Source organism: Acuticoccus sp. (genome assembly GCF_965213555.1).
In the GTDB taxonomy this organism is placed as follows: Bacteria; Pseudomonadota; Alphaproteobacteria; order Rhizobiales; family Amorphaceae; genus Acuticoccus.
Window position 1 is genome coordinate 2,992,933 of sequence record NZ_OZ243890.1, and the last position, 17,701, is coordinate 3,010,633.

Below are 17,701 nucleotides of genomic sequence, written 5' to 3' on the forward strand. Positions count from 1 at the left end.
CCAACCTTGAGCACTGCGACGACTGCGGCTGCAATCCTACGTCCGTAGCCCCGTCGCTCACGTCACGCCCGCCGGCGTCAGCCGCCGGTCACGGACATGTGACGCGCGACCGCGGGTCGAGCGTTGCGACGTTCGATGACGAAGTCGTGCCCGCGCGGCTTGATGGCCATCCCCTCGTCGATGGCCCTGTGCAGGGCCTCGTCCGCCTCCGACTGGCGCAGTGGCGCGCGCAGGTCGACCGCGTGATCCTGCCCTAAGCACAGGAACAGCGTCCCCGTACAGGTCAAACGGACGCGGTTGCAGCTTTCACAGAAGTTGTGGGTCAGCGGTGTGATGAAGCCAAGCCGCCCGCCGGTCTCCTCGACCCGCACGTAGCGCGCCGGGCCGCCGGTGCGATCGGTGAGGTCGGTCAGGGTGTAGCGCTCGGCGAGCTTCGCGCGTACGGCCGACAGCGGGAGGTACTGATCGGTGCGATCGGCCTCGATCTCGCCGAGCGGCATGGTCTCTATGAGCGTGAGGTCATGCCCTTCGGCGTGGCACCACCGCAGCATCGGCTCGATCTCGTGCGCGTTCGCGTCACGCAGGGCAACCATGTTGATCTTCACCTGGAGGCCAGCGGCGCGTGCGGCCTCGATGCCGACCATCACCCGGTCAAGGTCGCCCCAGCGCGTGATGGTTCTGAACGTCTCAGGATCCAGGGTGTCGAGGGAGACGTTGACGCGCCGCACGCCGCAGTCGGCGAGCTCCGCAGCATGGCGGGCGAGCTGCGAGCCGTTGGTGGTGACGGTGAGCTCGGTGAGCGCGCCCGTTTGAAGATGGCGCGACAGCGCGCGGAACAGGCTCATCACGTTGCGCCGCACGAGGGGCTCGCCACCGGTGATGCGCAGCTTGTTGACGCCACGTTCCACGAATGCCGAGGCGACGCGGTCGAGCTCCTCCAGCGTGAGGAGGTCGCGCTTCGGCAGGAACGACATGTGCTCGGACATGCAGTAGACGCAACGGAAGTCGCACCGATCGGTGACCGAGATCCGCAGGTAGGTGATGCGCCGGCCGAAGCTGTCCTCGAGGAGGGGGACCATCGAGCACCTTTCGTTGCAGAAGGGGAGTATATTGTGATGCTCGATGGCAAGGGAAGCCCGGAATGATCATGGACGCTTGGCCCACGCGCATCACGGTGTCCAAGAACCGCGACACGCTCGCCGTCGCCTATGACGACGGCGTGAGCCACGTCCTCACGGCCGAACTCCTAAGGGTGCTCACGCCGTCCGCCGAGCGCAAGGGGCATGGCCGGCGCGTGGTCGTCGGCGGCAAGGCCGGGGTGAGGATCGAGCGCATCGAGCCCGTGGGGCGCTACGCGGTGCGCATCGTGTTCGACGACGGGCACGGCACCGGGCTCTACACCTTCGCGACGCTGCGCGAGCTGGGCGCGGACCGCGAGGCATTGTGGGAAGGCTACCTGGAGGAGCTCGCGGCGACGGGCCTCACCCGCGAGCAACCGGCGACGGCCCCGGCCCCGGCCCCCTGACGGGCGATCCGTGGACGGGATCCGCGCTGGCGCGCTGGGAACGCATGGACGGCGCCCGCGCTGGGAACGCATGGACGGCGCCCGCGCTGGCGCGCTGGGAACGCATGGACGGCGATCGCGCTGGGATGGCCGCGGGTGCCACGGAGGAGGTACGGCCTGCGGAGTGGCTGTGGACGCAGTCCACCGCGAACTGGTCTCCGCCAGCCGATTAGGCGAATACAGGGAAGGAACAGCGAATTTCCGCGGTGTCAACGCTAAAGGGGCGCCCGCAGGCGATCGAACGCCGCAGAAAGTCTGGCAAAAGGGCCAAATTCCCTAAGTCGCTGAACAGGGAATTTGCCGAACGGGAACTCGGCCCAGGCGGCGCCTGATCTAGAGCACGTTCGACGATCTCGGAGTCGTAAGGGGTTGTGAAGGTTAGACAGATTCCCTGCGATCACGTCAGGTGGATCGCAGGTGTTGTGATGGCGCGGGCTCTCGGGATTGATCTCAGGCAACGGGTCGTGGAGGCGATCGAGGACGGTCTGTCAACGCGCGAGGTGGGACGGCGGTTCTCTATCGAGATCGCGACGGCGGGCGCGTGGCATTGGCTCTGGCGGGCGAGCGGTGATGTGAGGCCGCGGCGGCAGGGTCATCCCGGCGGGTCCAAGGTCGACCCGCACGAGGCCTTTATTCTCGCGCTCATCGAGGAGACGAAGGACATCACGCTGAAGGAGATCACCGAGCGCCTCGCTGCCGAGTGCGGGGTCAGCGCCTGTCCCTCGACCCTGTGGCACTTTCTCGACCGGCGCGGCATCACGTTCAAAAAAAGACCGCGCACGCCGCAGAGCAGGACCGGGCGGATGTCCTCGCGAACCGCAGGGCCTGGTTCGAGGGCCAGCTCGACCTCGACCCGGCACGGCTGATCTTCATCGACGAGACCGGCCTGTCCACCAAGATGGCCCGCCTGCGTGGCCGGGCCCCACGCGGCGAGCGGTGCCGTGCGGCCGTGCCCCATGGCCACTGGAAGACGACCACCTTCACCGCCGGCCTAACGAGAGACGGCCTTGTCGCGCCATGGCTCCTCGACGGCGCCATGGACGGCGACGCCTTCCGCACGTACGTCGCAGACGTCCTCGTCCCGGAGCTCCCGCCCGGCGATGTGGTGGTCATGGACAACCTGCGGCCCACAAGGTGGCCGGAGTGCGCGAGGCGATCGAGGCCGCCGGTGCCGCCGTCCTGTACCTTCCGCCCTACTCGCCGGACTTCAACCCGATCGAGCACGCCTTCGCCAAGCTGAAGGCCTCCTGCGCAAGCCGCCTGCCGAACCATCCCGAGCTTGTGGGACGCCGTCGCGGAGGCCCTCGATGCTTTCACTCCAGACAAGTGCTACTGGTTCTTCCGGAACGCCGGATATGACTGCGAATAGATGGAATCCACCCTAGCAGGCTGCTGAAGAAGTGGCGCTGACGCACGAGCGACGGGTGGCTCCGGTCGAGGTTGTCGCTTGCTCGAGCCGGAGTGGAGAGGCGCTGTCGCGACGGGCGGCGCGGGGTGCAGCCCGTCACGGCGCCGCCGCCGCCAGTCCGGCGAGGCGTCTGAGATTGTAGGCGGCAGCCATCATGGTGAAGGCGGTATCGATGTTGGCGAGGCCCGCGGACCTTGGCCTTGGCCAAGCCCGCCTGCGCCTTGATCCAGCCGAACACTTCCTCGATCCGCTTGCGATGGCGCTGGCTCAGGGCGTAGCCCTCGTGGCGGGCGGTACGACCGTCGATGGCTGTGCGACGGGCCCGTCCGAGCTTGCTGACCGCGCCGTTCACGGCGATGCGCGGCGTGACCGTCCGCCGTCGCAGCTCGCCGATGGACGCGGCCGCGTCGTACGCCTTGTCCGCGCCGAGCGTGATGCGCTCACGATGATTGCAGTCGAGGAGCGCGAGCGTTGCCTCGCGCTCGGCGGTGCCGGTGGCCCGGGTCGCCACCGTGCCGACGACCAGACCGTGGCGGTTCTCCATCAGGACATGGCCCATGAAGCAAAGACGGCTCTCGCGGCCGACGCCCTTGCGATAGAGCCTGACGTCGGGATCGGTGGTGGAGGCGTGGGTCTCGTTGGAGCGCTTCTCGCCGCGGAAGTTCACCTCGGCGTTGCGCCCGCCGTCGTCGCCCGGAGGCGGCATGTCGTCGTCCTTGCGCACGAAGCTCTTCATCGAGGGCGAGGCCTCGATCAGCGTGCCGTCCACTGAGAAGTGCTCGCCCGACATCAGCGCTTTCACCTCGGGAAGCGTGACGAGCGCGGCGAGGAACGCGCGCGCCACGTCGCCCTCCATCAGCAGCGCCCGGTTGTGGGTGAAGGTGGTCGGGTGCCAGACCGCGTCGTCGATGCCGAGCCCGACGAACCAGCGGAACAGGAGATTGTAGTCGATCTGCTCCATCAGCGGCCGCTCCGAGCGCACCGAATAGAGCGCCTGGAGGAGCGTCGCCCGCAAGAGCATCTCCGGCGGGGTCGAAGGGCGGCCCATCCGCGGGTAGAGCGCCGTGAACCGGGCGACGAGGCTGGCGAGCGCCGCGTCGCACAGCGCACGCATACCATGCGGAGGGTGGTCCTGCGGCACCCGCTCCTCAAGCCGCACGTACGAGAACATCCCCTCCGACCCGTCCCAATACCCACGCACCGCGGATCACTCCCGATCGTCTCTGACGAGTGGATCACAATCGTAAGGCGGTCGCGCCCGACTTCTTCAGCAGCCTGCGAGGTGTTTTAGTCCCGCGGTCAAGTGGACCGGGTCGCGGATGAAAAGGGATGTGTCGTCGGCGAATGCGTTGCAGATGGCCTCGTAAGGCGTGAGGCCGCGCGGGGTCTTGAGCCGGCGGGCGAAGTTGTAGGCATCAAGGAAGGTTGCGAGGTGCTCGCTCAGTGCCGCGTGCGTCGGGTAATGGTAGCGCCGGACGGTGGCATCCTTGATCGTCCGGTTCATCGCTCGACCTGGCCGTTGGTCCAGGGATGGTTCGGCTTGGTGAGGCGGTGCTCGATGCCATGGCGCCGGCAGGTGCGGTCGAACGGGTGCCCGCGCATCTGCGCCGTGAAGCCGCTTCCTCTCCCCGGAACGTCTACGCGACCAGCGATGGCGGCTGGGTGGCGATCTCGGCGTCGACCCAGTCGATGACCGAGCGTCTCTTCCGCGCCATCGGCCGCGACGACCTCAACAGCAATCCGGAGTTCAGCACGAATGCCAAGCGCATCCAGCGCCGGCAAGAGGTTGACGCCATCGTTGGCGGCTGGATTGGTCAGCGGACGCTGGCGGACAACATCGCGTTCTTCGAAGAGGCTGGCGTAACGGCAGCCCCCGTCTACAACATCGGTCAGTTCCTCGACGATGCGCACGTTCAGGAACGCGGCATCGTCGTCGAGTTGCCGGACGAGGACATGGGGCGGGTGCCGATGCACGGCATCGTGCCGCGCATGAGCCGGACCCCTGGCGTCCTGCGCACGCCGGCGCCGGATCTCGGGGCGCACAATGACGAGGTGTACGGCTCTGTCGGCTATTCGCGCAAGCGTGTGGCCGAGCTTCGCGCGCGCGGCGTCATCTGAGGAGCGCCGACCGACCGGCTTGAAGGGAAGGACGACGTCGTGGGTATGCAACGAAACAGGGATTTGCCGGTCTGGCGATCTATGCTTTTCGTGCCGGTGAACGTCCCAAAATACGTGGAGAAGGCGCATACCCGAGGTGCCGACGCGGTCATCCTTGACCTTGAGGACAGCGTCCCGCTGGCGGAGAAGCAAGCGGCGCGGCGCATGGTCGCCGATGCGAGCGCAGCAGGTGAGCCGCGCCGGCGCCGATGTCGTCGTGCGCGTCAATCAGCCACTTGAGCTCTGCGTCCGCGACTTCGAGGCCGCGATCTCGCCGGCGATCAAGGCGCTACTTCTCCCGAAGGTCGACAGCGCCAGCCACGTCCGCCTGCTTGCTGAGCTTGCCGAGCGCATCGAGGTCGCCAAGGGACTGCCTGTTGGACACAACAGGTTCTCGATCCTCGTGGAGACCGCTGAAGCGTTCTCGCGGGTCGACGAGATCGCGAAGGCTCATCCCTGCATCCTCGCGATCGGTCTCGGCGCCGAGGATTTCGCCCTCTCGACGAGTTCGGTACCTGAGGCCGACATCCTGCTCTATCCCAAGCAGCGCGTCGCCATCGCTGCGCATGCGGCGGGAATCCTCGCCATGGGGATCATCGGCTCCGTTGCCAATTTCAATAACGAGGCGGGCATCCGTGAGGCCGTCAGCAGGTCCAGGCGCTTCGGCTTCTCCGGCAGCGCCTGCATCCATCTCAAGGTCGTTCCGTTGCTGAACGAGGGGTTCAGCCCCACCGATGAGGAGGTGGGCGCGGCCGAGCGCGTCATCGCGGGGTTTCAGGAGGCTAAGGCGCAGGGTCGCGCCTCGATCACCGTGGACGGCAAGATGATCGACTGTCCCATTGTCGAGCGCGCAGAGCGGCTCTTGAACCTTGCGCGCCGGACACGAAGCTTGGCGGCGGAGGCGAGTTGACATGTCGGGTCCGCGAACATTGCGCCAGCTGCTTCAGGCCGAGGGACCGATCCAGGCACCGTCCGCATGGGACCCGCTGATCGGCCGGGTGCTCGAGGACGAGGGCTTCCCCTGTGTGATGGTCGGCGGCTGGGTCACGGGAGCGAGCACGGCAATCACCGAACCCTTGCTCACCATGACCGAGCAGGTCGACGTCGCCGGCGCGGTCGCGCGCGCCGTTACCGTTCCCATAATCGCAGACGGCCATACGGGCTACGGCGATCCGATCCACGTCAGGCGTGCCGTGCGGGAGTACGAGCGGGCGAGCATTGCCGCGATCCACATTGAGGACCAGCTCTTCCCCAAGCGAGCCCATTACCACGCATGTCAACCACGTTTTGCCCGCCGACGAGATGTAACGAAGATCCGCCATGCGCTCGCGGCTCGCGACGATCCGGACTTCGTAACTATTGCGCGCACCGATGCATTTGATGCAGTCGACGGATCGCTTGAAGAGACCATCCGCCGCTGCCGTACCTACCGGGACGCCGGCGCCGACGTGCTGATGCCGCTGCCTTCCCCCAGCGGCCATCCCCATGGCTACAGCCTTGAGCTGGGACGGGCGGTCAGCGAGGGCGTGCCCGACATCCCGCTGATATGGCTCGCCGGTTCCTCCGGCAGCGAGCGCGAGCCGACCGCCGATGAGATCCACTCGGCGGGGTTTAAGATCATCATGTATCCGATCATGCCGATCCTCGCCGCGGTCGGTGGCGTCGTCCAGATGGCGCGGACGCTGAAGCGGGAGGGGAAAGCCTCCGTGGCCGAGGCTCAAGAAGGTCAAGGGCGCGATCCAGCGGCTCATCGGCCTCAACGAGATGTTCGAGGTTGAGAAAGCGACGACAGAGCGCGCCAATGCCTGACTTGGAGGGCATGTCGCACGGAGGACATGGGCCAACGGGCCTCGATCCCATCCAAACGGACGGCGAGGTGCCGGATGCCCGCAGCGCATCGGCCGAACCAAAACCAACGATATAAGGGACGATCATGCCCAACATTGCCGTCGAGCGACTGATTGAGATCAGCGAGGCGCTGCTGCAGGCGGCGGGCGCATCCGCCGAAGAGGCCGCAACGGTCGCCAAGCACTGCACCGGCGCCAATCTCGCCGGGCACGATTCGCACGGGATCATTCAGATCCCGACCTACATCGATCGGATGGACGCGGGTCACATCGTTCCCGGCGCAGCGTGGGACGTCGTACAGGAAACCTCGACCACAATGGTGATCGATGCCAACTGGGGCTTCGGCTATGTCGCCACAGAGCGTGCGATGCACCGGATCCTCGAAAAGGCGCAGTCGACCGGCCTGGGGGCCGCGACCATATTCCGGCAAGGCCACGTCGGCCGGCTATCCAGCTACACGACGATGGCGGCGGAGGCAGGGATGATCGGTCTGATGACCGCTGATTCGGGACGTGCGCCCAAGGTGGTCGCGCCCTTCGGCGGCCGCGAGGCTAGGCTTGGGACCAACCCCATTTCCGTCGCGGTTCCCTCTGACCTCGACGGTCCGCTGTTCATCGACATGGCAACGTCATCCGCCGCCGCCGGCAAGATCAACCTGGCGCTCGCCCGCGGCCAGGCGATCCCGGAAGGCTGGGTGATAGACCGCGAGGGGCGTCCAACGACAGACCCCAGGCAGCTGCGCGAGGGCGGCGCGCTGCTGCCGGTCGGCGGTACCGAGGGATACAAGGGCTACGGTCTTTCCGTCATCGTCGAGATCCTGTCGGGCATCCTTACCGGCCTTGGTTTCGGCGTGGAGCCGACGGGAAAGCATAACGACGGCTGCTTCATGGCTGTCTTTAGGGTTGATGCATTCCGTCCGCTGGAGACCTTCCGCAAGGAGGTGGGTGAGTTCGCGCGATACCTGAAGGCGACGCCGCCCGCGGAGGGAAGCAGCGGGGTCCTTTATCCCGGCGAGATCGAGCACGCCGCTGAGGGTGAGCGCCGCCGGGACGGGATCCCGGTCGAGGACGCGACGTGGCAGAAGCTGTCAGCCCTCGCTGCGCGCTACCGCGTTGCCGATGGGCTGGGGATGGACGCCGCGTAGCGCGCGGCCCCGCTCAAGGCAGCGCCGCCCTCCGGCGACAACCGCCGCTAGGTTGGTCCGGAGCGTTCTCCGGCTTGCCGGGACTGGCGAGCCAAACGGAAAACGTGACCTTGCGAGAGACCGGGGCGCCTCGGACGGTGCCACGATTGCCCGACGCGCCCCGAGGGCTGGTCTCGTGCCCATCGACGTCAGTTGAGGCGAAGCTCGGTAATATGTCGCGGGTCGGGCGCTAGCTCTCGGCGCTCGACGCGCTTCACCACGCTAATCAATGCGGCGTTTGCGGGTGCCGGTATCCCCAGTACTTCCCCCTTGCGGACGACAAAGCCGTTGAGGAACTCGATCTCGGTCCGCCGCCCCTTCACCATGTCCTGACCCATCGACGGCCGCTGCCCGCCGGAGCGAGTCTTCGCCTCTGAGAGGCGCTTGTCGTCGACCGCCCGCATCGCCTCAAAATCGCCCGCGCGCGCGATCACCTCCGGTTCGATGTGCAGGATCTCCTCGAGCGAGAAGCCCAGCGCCTGACCGATGCGAATTGCCTCGCTGCCGAGGCGTGCCGAGAAGTGCCTGATAGCGTCGTTCTGCACCATCTCATTTCCAGAGAGCCGGTGCAGGCCGACAGTCCGTTCTGCATCGAGTTGGCGACCAGCTTGGACCATCGTTCGCCCCAGAGATTGTCCGTCACTATCGCGCTGTCGCTATAGCCCACCAGCCGGCAGACCTCCTTTGCGCGCTTGGTCGCCCGGCCGTGCACCTCTCCGACCCGAAACACTGTGTGCGCCGCGCCGCCCTTTCTGATCCCGCGATGGACGTGCCCGGGCTCGGAAAGTTCCACGGAGATCAGGCTGGCGATGCTGCCCAGTGTTTTGCCCCAGCCGACGATGCCGGCGATGGTTTCCTCGTTCATGCAGTTCTGGAGCGAGACGATTGCGCCGCCGGATACCAGATACTGAGCGATCAATGTCGCTGCCCAGGCGGTATCGTACGATTTAACGCAGACGAAGGCTAGATCGACCGGAGCTTCCTTGCTGAGCTGCTGGACATCGGTGAGGTGAAGCGCTCGCACCGGCAAGCTGAATTCTTCTCGGGCGGCGTCGTGCCGGTAATGCGCAGGCCGCTCCGCATGGCCTCCACGTGCTCGGGCCAGGGATCGACGAAGATCACGTCCTCGCCTTCCCGGGCCATATGCGCGCCGACGTAGGCGCCGACAGCGCCCGCCCCCATGGTTGCCACTCTGCCCGCCATGGTGTCCCCCCTTGCGCTCGGCTCGCTGGTCTCTGCCGGTGCGACCGATCTTAGGGGCCGCCTCGGGGGCCTGCCAACAGGCGTCAGCGGACACTGGTGCGCCCCGCGCAGAGAAAGAGCGGCGCACCACATCCGTCCTGCGACGCCGTCAATATCGGCAGGCGCTATGTTCTCGCCGCCTCCCGCATGGTTGCAATCATATGAACGGTCCGAGTCTCCGGAGGCACGTCATTGGCGGCGGGTACGCTCCGCGTGCGTCGGCGCAGAGGCAATGGCTGTCAGCGCGGGCCGAGCAGGCCGAGATCGGTGGCCATGATCTGCAGTGCGAGATACTTTGAGTTGATGCGGACGTGGGGCAGCGCGCCGGCGATGAACCAGAGATTCTCCTGCGGCGTACGGCGGAACATGTTGTTCAGCTCGCCATCGTCGCCGAGGCCCCAGACCGGTCCGATCCGTTCCACCATCTCCTCGCCGAGGGCGCGGCGCACCAGCTCGCTCTGCCCGTAGTAGCCCGTCGCGAGCACGATCAGATCCGCCGGAACCGTGGTCCCGTCCTTCAGCAGCGCGCCTTCGGCGGTGAACCGCTCGATGGTCTCGTAGTGCAGGAGGCCGAGCTCACCCCTGATCATCAGCTCGGAGCTTCCCGCGTCCAGATTGTAGCCGCCGCCCCGGCGGAAATACTTCATCTGGTGGCCCGTCTCATCCTCCCCGACGTCGAACTTGAAGCCGATGCGCTTGAGGCCGCCGATCATCTCCTTGTCGAGCTCCAACATGACCTTCGTGGCCATGCGGTAGCCCTCCACCATCAGCGCTGGCGTTGTTGAGGACACGATGAGATCGCAGTCCTCGAGCGGCGGCCCCTCGTCCCAGACAGCCTCGTTCAGCCGCGCGCTCGGGTCGATCGACACGACGGTAGTCGACCCGCGCTGGATCAGTGTGGTCTTCACGCCGAAGCTGTGAAGGTCGAGCGCGATGTCGTTGGCGCTGCTACCGGTCCCGATGATGAACGCGCGCTTCCCTGCCCAATTCGCCCCGGTTTCGAACCCTTCTGAGTGGATGACCTCGCCCTTGAAGTCGGCGAGGCCCGGGATGTCGGGCACGTAGGGATAGCTGCTGACGCCGTTGGCGAAGACGAGATGCTTTGGCCGTACCACTCGCTCGCTGCCGTCGCCACGCTTCAGCCGCGCCGTCCAGGTCTTCGACGTCTCGTCCCACCCGCCGCCGACGAACTCGGTGTCGGTCCAGCAGTTGATCTCCATCGCGTCGGCGTAGAACTCGAACCAGTTTCCCAGCATGTCCTTTGGGACATACGTCGGGAAGGTCGGCGGGAAGTGTAGGTAGGGGAGGTGGTTCAGGTGGATCGAGTTGTGAAGCGCGAGCGAGTGGTAGCGCTTGCGCCAGCTGTCGCCAATCCGCGGCCACCGCTCGACCACGAGGTTGTCGATGCCGAGCGCGTTCAGCCGCGCGGCTATGGCGAGCCCCGCCTGCGCACCGCCGATCACGAGGACGGTCGGCTCGCGGTCTTCGTAGGCGACGGCGGCCCGGCGCACGTCCAACCAGTTCTTGCCGCCGAAGTTGCGTGAGTAGGCGTCGCCGGTCGGGCGGTTCGCACCGATCCTCTCCGGGTGACCGGCAATCTCCTCGAGCGCGGTGGAAAGGTGCCACACCTTCAGGCCGTCGTTGGCGGGGGACAGGCGGATGATGCCGTCGCCACCGCCGATCCCGGTGGTGAACTCGAAGATCGCCTCGATGCAGTCGCGGCCGACGCGGCGCACGTGCCGCGGCGGCTTGCGGCCTTCCGGCAGGTGAAAGTCGTGCGCCTTCATGTCGGCCTGCCCCGCGGCGAGCCCCGCGGCGATGTCGTCACAACCGCGTGCCGAGGAGAAGTCCCAGGTGAAGGCGAGGATGTCGCGCCAGTGGCAGTTCTCGTGGAACAGGCTCGCGATGCGCGCCTTGTCCCTGGCGGCCAGTGCGGTCTCGAAGGCCGCGAGCCAGTGCTCGACCGCGTCCCTCACCTCGCTGGAAGGGTCGTAGGCGTGGATCGTCTGGGCTACGTCGTCCATTCGAGTGTCCTCCGTCTGTCATCATCATCGGCATGTCGTGGCGGCTAAGGCCCCTTCTCCCGCTAGAGAGGGCCTGTGCGCGATCTCCGCGGCGGCGGCGCGCGCCGTCGAACTCCGAGTGTGCAGCGGCTGTGTGCGCAGCAGCGCGTCCCACCGCTGCCCATCTCTGACGCGGCGTCTTCGACCGCGCCCTGCCGCGGTCGGCAACCCGCTTCAGGCGAGCGCAAAGCGCATCAGGCCACCTCCGTGCGCTGCCCGACGACCGTCGGGCCGGCCGTGGCCGGGTCGGCGGCACCTAGGGTGGACGCGAGGAAGCGTGCGACCGTCTGCACCGCCGGCGCGGCGGGCGAAATCAACCTGTCCATCGGCAGGAAGCCGTGCAGCATTCCCGGAACGCGCCACGTCGTGGTCATCACGCCGGCCGTTACGAGGCGCTGCGCGTAGGCTTCCCCTTCGTCGCGCAGCGGGTCGTGGCTTGCGGTGAGCACCAGCGCCGGCGGCAGGCCGTCGAGCCGCTCGGCGCGGAGCGGCGAGGCGCGCCAGTGGAGCGGGTCGCGGCTGCCGAGATAAGTCCTGCCGAACCACCTCAGCGAGGCCCCCGTCAGAAGATGGCCCTCGGCGAACTCGGTATGCGAGCGCGTGTCCATCGCGAGGTCGGTTACCGGATAAAGGAGGATCTGGCAGGCGAGGCTCGGCCCGCCCGTGTCGCGTGCATCAATTGCCGCCACCGTCGCGAGCGTTCCGCCAGCGCTGTCTCCGCCGACGCCGAGCCGGCTCGCGTCGAAGCCGAGCGACCCGACCTCGCCGGCGAGCGCGCGCACCGCCGCCGTGGCATCCTCGATCGCCGCTGGGAACGGGTGCTCGGGGGCGAGGCGATACTCTACCGACGCGACCGCGCAACCGGAGCCGTTGGCGAGGCGGCGGCAGAGGCCGTCGTGCGACCCGATCCCGCCGAGCACCCATCCGCCGCCATGGAAGTAGACGAGGAGCGGCAGCGGCCGAGAGACGTTTGGCCTGTAGAGCCGCACGGGGAGCGCCCCGCCCGGGCCGGCGAGCTCGATCGTCTCGACCGCGGTGACCGGCTGAGGCGGCCCCATCGTCGCCTCGCGGCTGGCCGCGTAGGCGGCGCGAGCCTCCTCGACGCTCATCGCCTCATAGGGCGGGCGGCCGGCCTCGCGGATGAGGTCGAGCACCTTCTGCGAATCGGGATGAAGCTTCATCGCCCGCACTCCACGCCGCACCGGAGGGATCCGCGAAGGCGAAGCACCGAGGTCGTCAGATGCGGATCGGCATGGCGGGTTCCTGAAAGCGGGCCGAACTCCATGACGTCCCTCCCAGACCTTGTTTATGTTGTTCGATGTCGGCGGCGGCGAGGCGTGGCCAGCACCCTCCATCAGGGCCACGCGAGCAATTCGGTGACCATGGGATGGCGACATCGACTACTGGATAATAGGCGCGGGCGGGAACGCTGATAAGACGTTGCTCGCGGGCACCATCTTTGCAGCAGGTGCAAAGATCTCTCTCTACCAGGCCGTCTCCAGGATCTCCATCACGTCCTCCTTGCGCTCGACCGGACGCGGGTTGCCGGAGGCCTGCCCGCTGGCGACGACCGTGCGTGCGATCTGCGGGAGCTGCTCGCGGGTGACCCCGACCTCGCGCAGCGTGGTGGGCTGCCCGAGCTCGCGCAGGAGCTCCAGGAGCGCGTCGGCCGCATCGGCGCCGGGGCGCCCGAGGAGCTCGGCGATCAGCGCCTGCCGCTCCTCTGTCGCCGGCTTGTTGAATCGCAGTGTCGCCGGGAGGAGGACGCAGGAGCAGTGCCCGTGCGGCACGTGCGCGATGGCGGCGAGTGAGTAGCTGATGCCGTGGCTCGCCCCGTGCTGACCGCGACCCATTCCGGTGGTGGACAGCCAGACGGCCATCAGGGCGTCGAGGCGCGCGTCGAGATCATCGCGGTCCTTGCGGGTCCCGCGCAGCGCCTCCTGCATCGTCCTGAGCCCGTGCATGCAGGTGGCGTCGGTGAAGGGGTTGGCCTTGGGCGAGTAGATCGACTCGACGGCGTGGTCGATCGCGCGGACGGCCGTAGAGTACCACAACCCGTCCTCGGTGTGGCGAGCGACGGCCGGGTCGAGGATCACCGAGATCGGGACAAGGGATGAACCGACGTAGAGGTCCTTCTTGTGGCGCACGTCGTCCACCGAGCCGGCGGTGGTGGTGTACTCGGCGCCTGAGAGCGTGGTTGGCACCGCGATCTGGCGGATCGTGCCCCGCTTGAAGCCAGGGTTCGCGAGCGTACCGTCGGCGGCGCGTCGCATGTGGAAGGCGTCGAAGTCCTCGTGCGCGCGGACGTCCTCGGCGAGCATGAGCTGGACCATCTTCGCGCCGTCGATGGACGAGCCGCCGCCGACGGACAGGAGGAGGTCCGGTTGCGCTTCGCGCGCCTTCTCGACCGCCTTGAGGAGGGCCGTACGCGGCGAGTGCGCGGGCATCTCGTCGAAGAGGCCGACGAAGCGGGCCCCGAGCGCGGACTTGAGGTCGTCGATGACGGGGGTCCTCCGGCTCAGGGTGCCCGAACACATGATGAAGACGCGCTCGGCGCCGAGCGAGTCCATCTGGCTCGCCAGCGCTTCGGCCACCGGAATGCCGAAGATCACCCGCTCCTGCGGGAACTGCTCCTGTATCCCTCGCATGTCGCTTCCTGCCCGTGTGTCTTCTTCGCGCGCACTTCGCTGCGCTTGCGGGCGATGGTCGCCGACGAAGGGAGGCTTGGGAAGAGATAGGGCGGACAAAGCTTCTTCTCGCCCGCTGAAACAATGTTCCCGCAAGATCTTCGAACGGCCGTCCGTCGGTGCGCGGAGGCGCGCCAGTCGGCCGTCGCTCGCACGGCGCCACCTTCGGCCGTATCGTTGCGCCTCTGGGCGGTATGGGACGTTTCGATGGAAGGACCGGCGTTGGAGGCTCCGAAGGGGATCAGGCTGCTTGTCCGGGTGGTGCAGACCGGAAGCTTCTCGGCCGCAGGCCGGACATTGGGCCTCTCACCGGCCACCGTCTCGCGACAGATCAATGCTTTGGAGTCGTCTCTCAGCGTGAGGTTGTTCTACCGGACGAGCCGCAAGCTGAAGCTCACCGAGGCGGGCCAGCTCTTCTACGACAACGCGCGCGAGATCGAGAACCGGTTCGGCGAGCTCGCGCGCATCCTCGCCGAACACCAGAGCGAGCCACGCGGCCTCCTGCACGTCCATACCCGGCACGCGCTCGCGACCCACTTTCTGGCCCCCGTCATCCCGGCCTTCCATGCGCGCTACCCGAACGTGACGCTGAAGCTCTGGCTGACAGAGGACACGCAGGATCTCGTCGAGCGCGACGTTGATGTCGCCCTGCGCCTCGGCAACCTTGAGGAGCCGGCGCTCGCCGTACGCAAGCTGATGGACGCGTCGGCGCGCGTCGTGTTCGCGAGCCCGGACTACCTCGCGCGCACGCCGCCGATCCGCGAGCCGGAGGACCTGTTCGCCCACAACTGTCTTACCTTCCTCGACGGGCGGTTCGAGGACGGTCACGCCGTATGGCGCTTCCAGCGGGACGACGACGTTCGGGAGTTGCGCGTGCGCGGCGCCCTCCAGGTGAACAACCCCGCCGTGCTGGTAGACGCGGCGCTCGCCGGGATGGGGATCGCGCTCCTCCCCATCTGGTGCCTCGGCGGCGCGCTCTCGGACGAGCGGCTGGTGCATGTGCTGCCCGAGTACCGCACCAGCCCCACCACCTTCGACCACTCCATCTACGTCGTCTACGAGAAGTCCCGCCACGTTCCACCCAAGGTGCGCGCCTTCGTGGACTTCCTCGTCGAAGCCTACCGCGGCCGCGCCTCCTGACCGGCGGCGACCGTGGCGGCGCGCGGCGTCCGCATGATCGGCCTTTGCAGTGGTTGCAAAGATGGTGATCGTGTATCACTGTTCTCGCCGTGCTCCGCTCATACTATCGTGCCGTCGGGCGGCATCGACGGCCTGTTCTTTGGAGCGGCCTGCTGCGCGAACCAGATGAGCTGGCGATCCGCTTGGCGGACAGGACCGGCCACGGGAGGATGCATGGCAGACGGAGCAACCCGCAGGCGCGCCCTGCGGGAGGAATTCCAGCGATCGCGCGGCTACTGGAGCGACGTCTGGAACGACGTCCTGGAACTCGACCCCGACTTCTTCGAGGCATACCTGAACCTTTCGTCCGTCCCTTGGCGCCGGGCGGGAGGTCTCGAGCCCAAGCTGCGCGAGCTGATCTACGTCGCGATCGACGCCTCGACGACGCACCTCTATGGGTCCGGCACCAGGATCCACATGCAGAACGCCCTCAAGTACGGAGCGACGCGCGAGGAGATCCTTGAGGTCCTCCAGCTCACCTCCGTTCTCGGCGTTCACTCCTGCACCGTGGGTGTCCCGATCCTGCTGGAGGAGCTCGCGCTCGCCGGCCGCACGGTGGAAACCCAGCAGCCCCTCCCGGTCGAGCAGGAGGCGCTGAAGGCGGAGTTCATCGAAACTCGCGGCTACTGGAGCGATCTGTGGGAAGGCGTCTTGCGCCTCTCGCCGGAGTACTTCGAGGCCTACAAGGAATTCTCGTCCGTCCCCTGGCGCAATGGTACGCTCTCGCCGCGAGACAAGGAGCTGATCTACGTCGCCATCGACGCCGCGACGACCCACCTCTACGAGCCCGGCATTCGGATCCACATCCGCAACGCGCTGAAGCACGGGGCGACGGCTCAGGAGATCATGGAAGTCTTCGAGCTGATCAGCGTGCTCGGCATCCACACCTGCACCGACAGCGTGCCGATCCTCGTCGAGCTCACCGCCGAGGCAGCGAGCGAGCGCCCCGGCGCGGTGGCCGGTACAGACTGACACGGGCTACGCGGGACCGCATGGCCGGTTCGGTCGAGGCGCGGCACGGACGACCGCCGAGCCGGCCGACGCATCGGGATGCTGTCCTGGAAAGCTTCCAACCAAGACGATGCCCCCGGAAAACGGGGTGCGAAAAAGGGAGAATACACAAGATGGTCAACAACGCGCGCCTGTCCGCGGCGCTACTCGCAGCCGCAGGGATGTCGACCCTTCTCGCGGGCGCTCCGGCCATGGCACAGGACGACACCGTCTCGATCGGCTTCACGACCGCGCTCACCGGCCCGTTCAACGAGTTTGGCGAGGGCTATCGCCGCGGCGTCGAGATCGCCGTCGAGGAGTGGAACGAGAAGGGCGGTGTCAACGGCGTGCCGGTCGAGATCGGCATAGCGCTCGACGACCAACTTGTGCCCGACCGCGCCGTACAGAACATGCGTCGCGTCCTGGACGACGCGAACATCGAGCTGCTCATCGCCCCGTCCGGAAGCGGTCCGACACTCGCAGTGGTCGACATGCTTCAGGCGGACGGCCGCCCTGTGTGCAACACGCAAGCTCAGACTCCGTCGATCGTCTACCCTGAGGGAGACGACGGTGCGCCGCGTCCTAACATCTTTTCGATCACAATCAGTAACACCATCGAGGCGCAAAAGCTGGCGACCGTGCTTGCCGACGAGTATGACAGCGTCGCGATCCTTCACGAAAGCACCGGCTACGGCGTCACCGGCGCGGAACTGGTCGAAGAAGAACTTCAGAAGCTCAATCCTAACATCAAGATCAACGTCGAAAGTTTCAACCAACGTTCGCAGGACTTTACTGCACAACTTGCCCGGTCCCAGCGGTCGGGCGCTGGTGTGCTTCTGGTGATCGGCCTCGGCGCTGACCTTGCGGTCATCCGCAAGAACATGGCCCGGCTGAACATCAACCTTCCGCTGTACGCCACCGCTGGCGGCGTTACGCCGCCGTACATCGAGGGCGCGGGCGACCTCGTTGTCGGCACACGCGCCGCAAGCGTACGAGCGCTCGGAGAGGAGTCGCTGCCCGAGGCTACGCAGGGCTTTGCAGAGCGGTACAAGGAAAAGTATGGGATCGACCGCTGGTGGGGAGACAATCCGGACCGGCCCCAGATCGCCATGGCCTCGACTGTCATGTCCGGGTACGACTGCGCCAACCTCTTGTTCGACGCCGTCCGCCGAGCCGGTACAACCGAGCCTGAAGCGGTGGTCGCGGCAATGAACGAGACCGAGTCTTGGCCGGGCGCCTCCATTCGATCGATCTCGTTTACCGCGGACGATCACACTGCGATGGAGGTCGACGATCTCTTCATCTACGAAATGCAGAAGGACGGCGATCAAATCGTCTTCGTTCCGGTCTCGGAATAGGTTGCCCAACCGGCGCGCTTCA

16 protein-coding genes and 4 pseudogenes are annotated in these 17,701 nt (G+C 66.9%); 11 read left to right on the forward strand and 9 right to left on the reverse strand.

The features are described 5' to 3' along the window. Nucleotides 1-77: 77 nt before the first annotated feature. The gene (gene moaA, locus ACOOE8_RS14165) at nt 78-1,079 is read right to left on the reverse strand and encodes a GTP 3',8-cyclase MoaA (protein WP_420392087.1); all 1,002 of its coding nucleotides are present in this window, start codon (nt 1,077-1,079) and stop codon (nt 78-80) included. 65 nt (nt 1,080-1,144) lie between these two features. Between moaA and ACOOE8_RS14170 the strand changes: the two genes are divergently transcribed. Together ACOOE8_RS14170 and ACOOE8_RS14175 are read left to right on the forward strand one after the other, a co-directional pair. Further along, entirely contained in the window at nt 1,145-1,525 is a 381-nt protein-coding gene (locus tag ACOOE8_RS14170) for a gamma-butyrobetaine hydroxylase-like domain-containing protein (RefSeq protein WP_420394716.1), read from the forward strand. A 464-nt stretch (nt 1,526-1,989) separates the two neighbouring features. Continuing rightward, a pseudogene (locus tag ACOOE8_RS14175) lies at nt 1,990-2,933 on the forward strand (IS630 family transposase). 135 nt (nt 2,934-3,068) lie between these two features. Here the strand turns inward: ACOOE8_RS14175 and ACOOE8_RS14180 are convergent. Both ACOOE8_RS14180 and ACOOE8_RS14185 read right to left on the reverse strand, forming a co-directional pair. Further along, nucleotides 3,069-4,173 (reverse strand): annotated as a pseudogene (locus ACOOE8_RS14180) (IS5 family transposase). 66 nt (nt 4,174-4,239) lie between these two features. Next, nucleotides 4,240-4,565: pseudogene (locus tag ACOOE8_RS14185) on the reverse strand (integrase core domain-containing protein); the annotation flags it as partial. Between ACOOE8_RS14185 and ACOOE8_RS14190 the strand changes: the two are divergent. From ACOOE8_RS14190 to ACOOE8_RS14210, 5 genes are all read left to right on the forward strand, one after another. Next, complete coding sequence (locus ACOOE8_RS14190) at nt 4,536-5,090, forward strand: CoA transferase (protein WP_420392088.1); 555 nt, start codon at nt 4,536-4,538, stop codon at nt 5,088-5,090. The pseudogene ACOOE8_RS14185 and the gene ACOOE8_RS14190 sit on opposite strands and share 30 nt — an antisense overlap. Before the next feature lie 81 nt (nt 5,091-5,171). Then, nucleotides 5,172-5,369 carry an aldolase/citrate lyase family protein gene (locus ACOOE8_RS14195; protein ID WP_420394717.1) on the forward strand — a complete coding sequence of 66 codons (198 nt, stop codon included), beginning with the start codon at nt 5,172-5,174 and terminating at the stop codon, nt 5,367-5,369. Beyond that, nucleotides 5,320-6,039 (forward strand): HpcH/HpaI aldolase/citrate lyase family protein, encoded by a 720-nt coding sequence (locus ACOOE8_RS14200; RefSeq protein ID WP_420392089.1) that lies wholly within the window; start codon nt 5,320-5,322, stop codon nt 6,037-6,039. The genes ACOOE8_RS14195 and ACOOE8_RS14200 overlap by 50 nt, the downstream gene beginning before the upstream one ends. A gap of 1 nt (nt 6,040) precedes the next feature. Continuing rightward, nucleotides 6,041-6,907, forward strand: a complete 867-nt coding sequence (locus tag ACOOE8_RS14205; protein ID WP_420392090.1) for an isocitrate lyase/PEP mutase family protein — start codon at nt 6,041-6,043, stop codon at nt 6,905-6,907. Nucleotides 6,908-7,062: 155 nt separating this feature from the next. Beyond that, nucleotides 7,063-8,121, forward strand: coding sequence for an Ldh family oxidoreductase (locus tag ACOOE8_RS14210; protein WP_420392091.1), 1,059 nt, complete (start codon nt 7,063-7,065; stop codon nt 8,119-8,121). Nucleotides 8,122-8,309: 188 nt separating this feature from the next. Here the strand turns inward: ACOOE8_RS14210 and ACOOE8_RS14215 are convergent, their stop codons facing one another. From ACOOE8_RS14215 to ACOOE8_RS14240, 6 genes are all read right to left on the reverse strand, one after another. Then, the gene (locus tag ACOOE8_RS14215) at nt 8,310-8,708 is read right to left on the reverse strand and encodes a ketopantoate reductase family protein (RefSeq protein WP_420392092.1); all 399 of its coding nucleotides are present in this window, start codon (nt 8,706-8,708) and stop codon (nt 8,310-8,312) included. Next, nucleotides 8,591-9,184, reverse strand: a complete 594-nt coding sequence (locus tag ACOOE8_RS14220; protein ID WP_420392093.1) for a ketopantoate reductase family protein — start codon at nt 9,182-9,184, stop codon at nt 8,591-8,593. The genes ACOOE8_RS14215 and ACOOE8_RS14220 overlap by 118 nt, the downstream gene beginning before the upstream one ends. Next, nucleotides 9,124-9,363 (reverse strand): 2-dehydropantoate 2-reductase N-terminal domain-containing protein, encoded by a 240-nt coding sequence (locus ACOOE8_RS14225; protein ID WP_420392094.1) that lies wholly within the window; start codon nt 9,361-9,363, stop codon nt 9,124-9,126. The genes ACOOE8_RS14220 and ACOOE8_RS14225 overlap by 61 nt, the downstream gene beginning before the upstream one ends. Nucleotides 9,364-9,641: 278 nt before the next feature. Continuing rightward, entirely contained in the window at nt 9,642-11,426 is a 1,785-nt protein-coding gene (locus ACOOE8_RS14230) for an FAD-dependent oxidoreductase (protein ID WP_420392095.1), read from the reverse strand. Between the two features lie 233 nt (nt 11,427-11,659). Then, complete coding sequence (locus tag ACOOE8_RS14235) at nt 11,660-12,646, reverse strand: alpha/beta hydrolase (RefSeq protein ID WP_420392096.1); 987 nt, start codon at nt 12,644-12,646, stop codon at nt 11,660-11,662. A gap of 303 nt (nt 12,647-12,949) precedes the next feature. Continuing rightward, nucleotides 12,950-14,113, reverse strand: coding sequence for an iron-containing alcohol dehydrogenase (locus ACOOE8_RS14240; protein WP_420392097.1), 1,164 nt, complete (start codon nt 14,111-14,113; stop codon nt 12,950-12,952). 246 nt (nt 14,114-14,359) lie between these two features. Between ACOOE8_RS14240 and ACOOE8_RS14245 the strand changes: the two are divergent. The 4 genes and pseudogenes from ACOOE8_RS14245 to ACOOE8_RS14260 all read left to right on the forward strand — a co-directional run. Next, a pseudogene (locus ACOOE8_RS14245) lies at nt 14,360-14,503 on the forward strand (helix-turn-helix domain-containing protein); the annotation flags it as partial. Nucleotides 14,504-14,509: 6 nt separating this feature from the next. Beyond that, nucleotides 14,510-15,292: a LysR substrate-binding domain-containing protein gene (locus ACOOE8_RS14250; protein WP_420394718.1), complete on the forward strand. Its 783-nt coding sequence runs from the start codon at nt 14,510-14,512 to the stop codon at nt 15,290-15,292. A gap of 12 nt (nt 15,293-15,304) precedes the next feature. Then, a complete protein-coding gene (locus tag ACOOE8_RS14255) occupies nt 15,305-16,303 on the forward strand; it encodes a carboxymuconolactone decarboxylase family protein (protein ID WP_420392098.1) in 999 nt (332 codons plus the stop codon). 152 nt (nt 16,304-16,455) lie between these two features. After that, nucleotides 16,456-17,679: an ABC transporter substrate-binding protein gene (locus ACOOE8_RS14260; protein ID WP_420392099.1), complete on the forward strand. Its 1,224-nt coding sequence runs from the start codon at nt 16,456-16,458 to the stop codon at nt 17,677-17,679. Nucleotides 17,680-17,701: the final 22 nt, after the last annotated feature.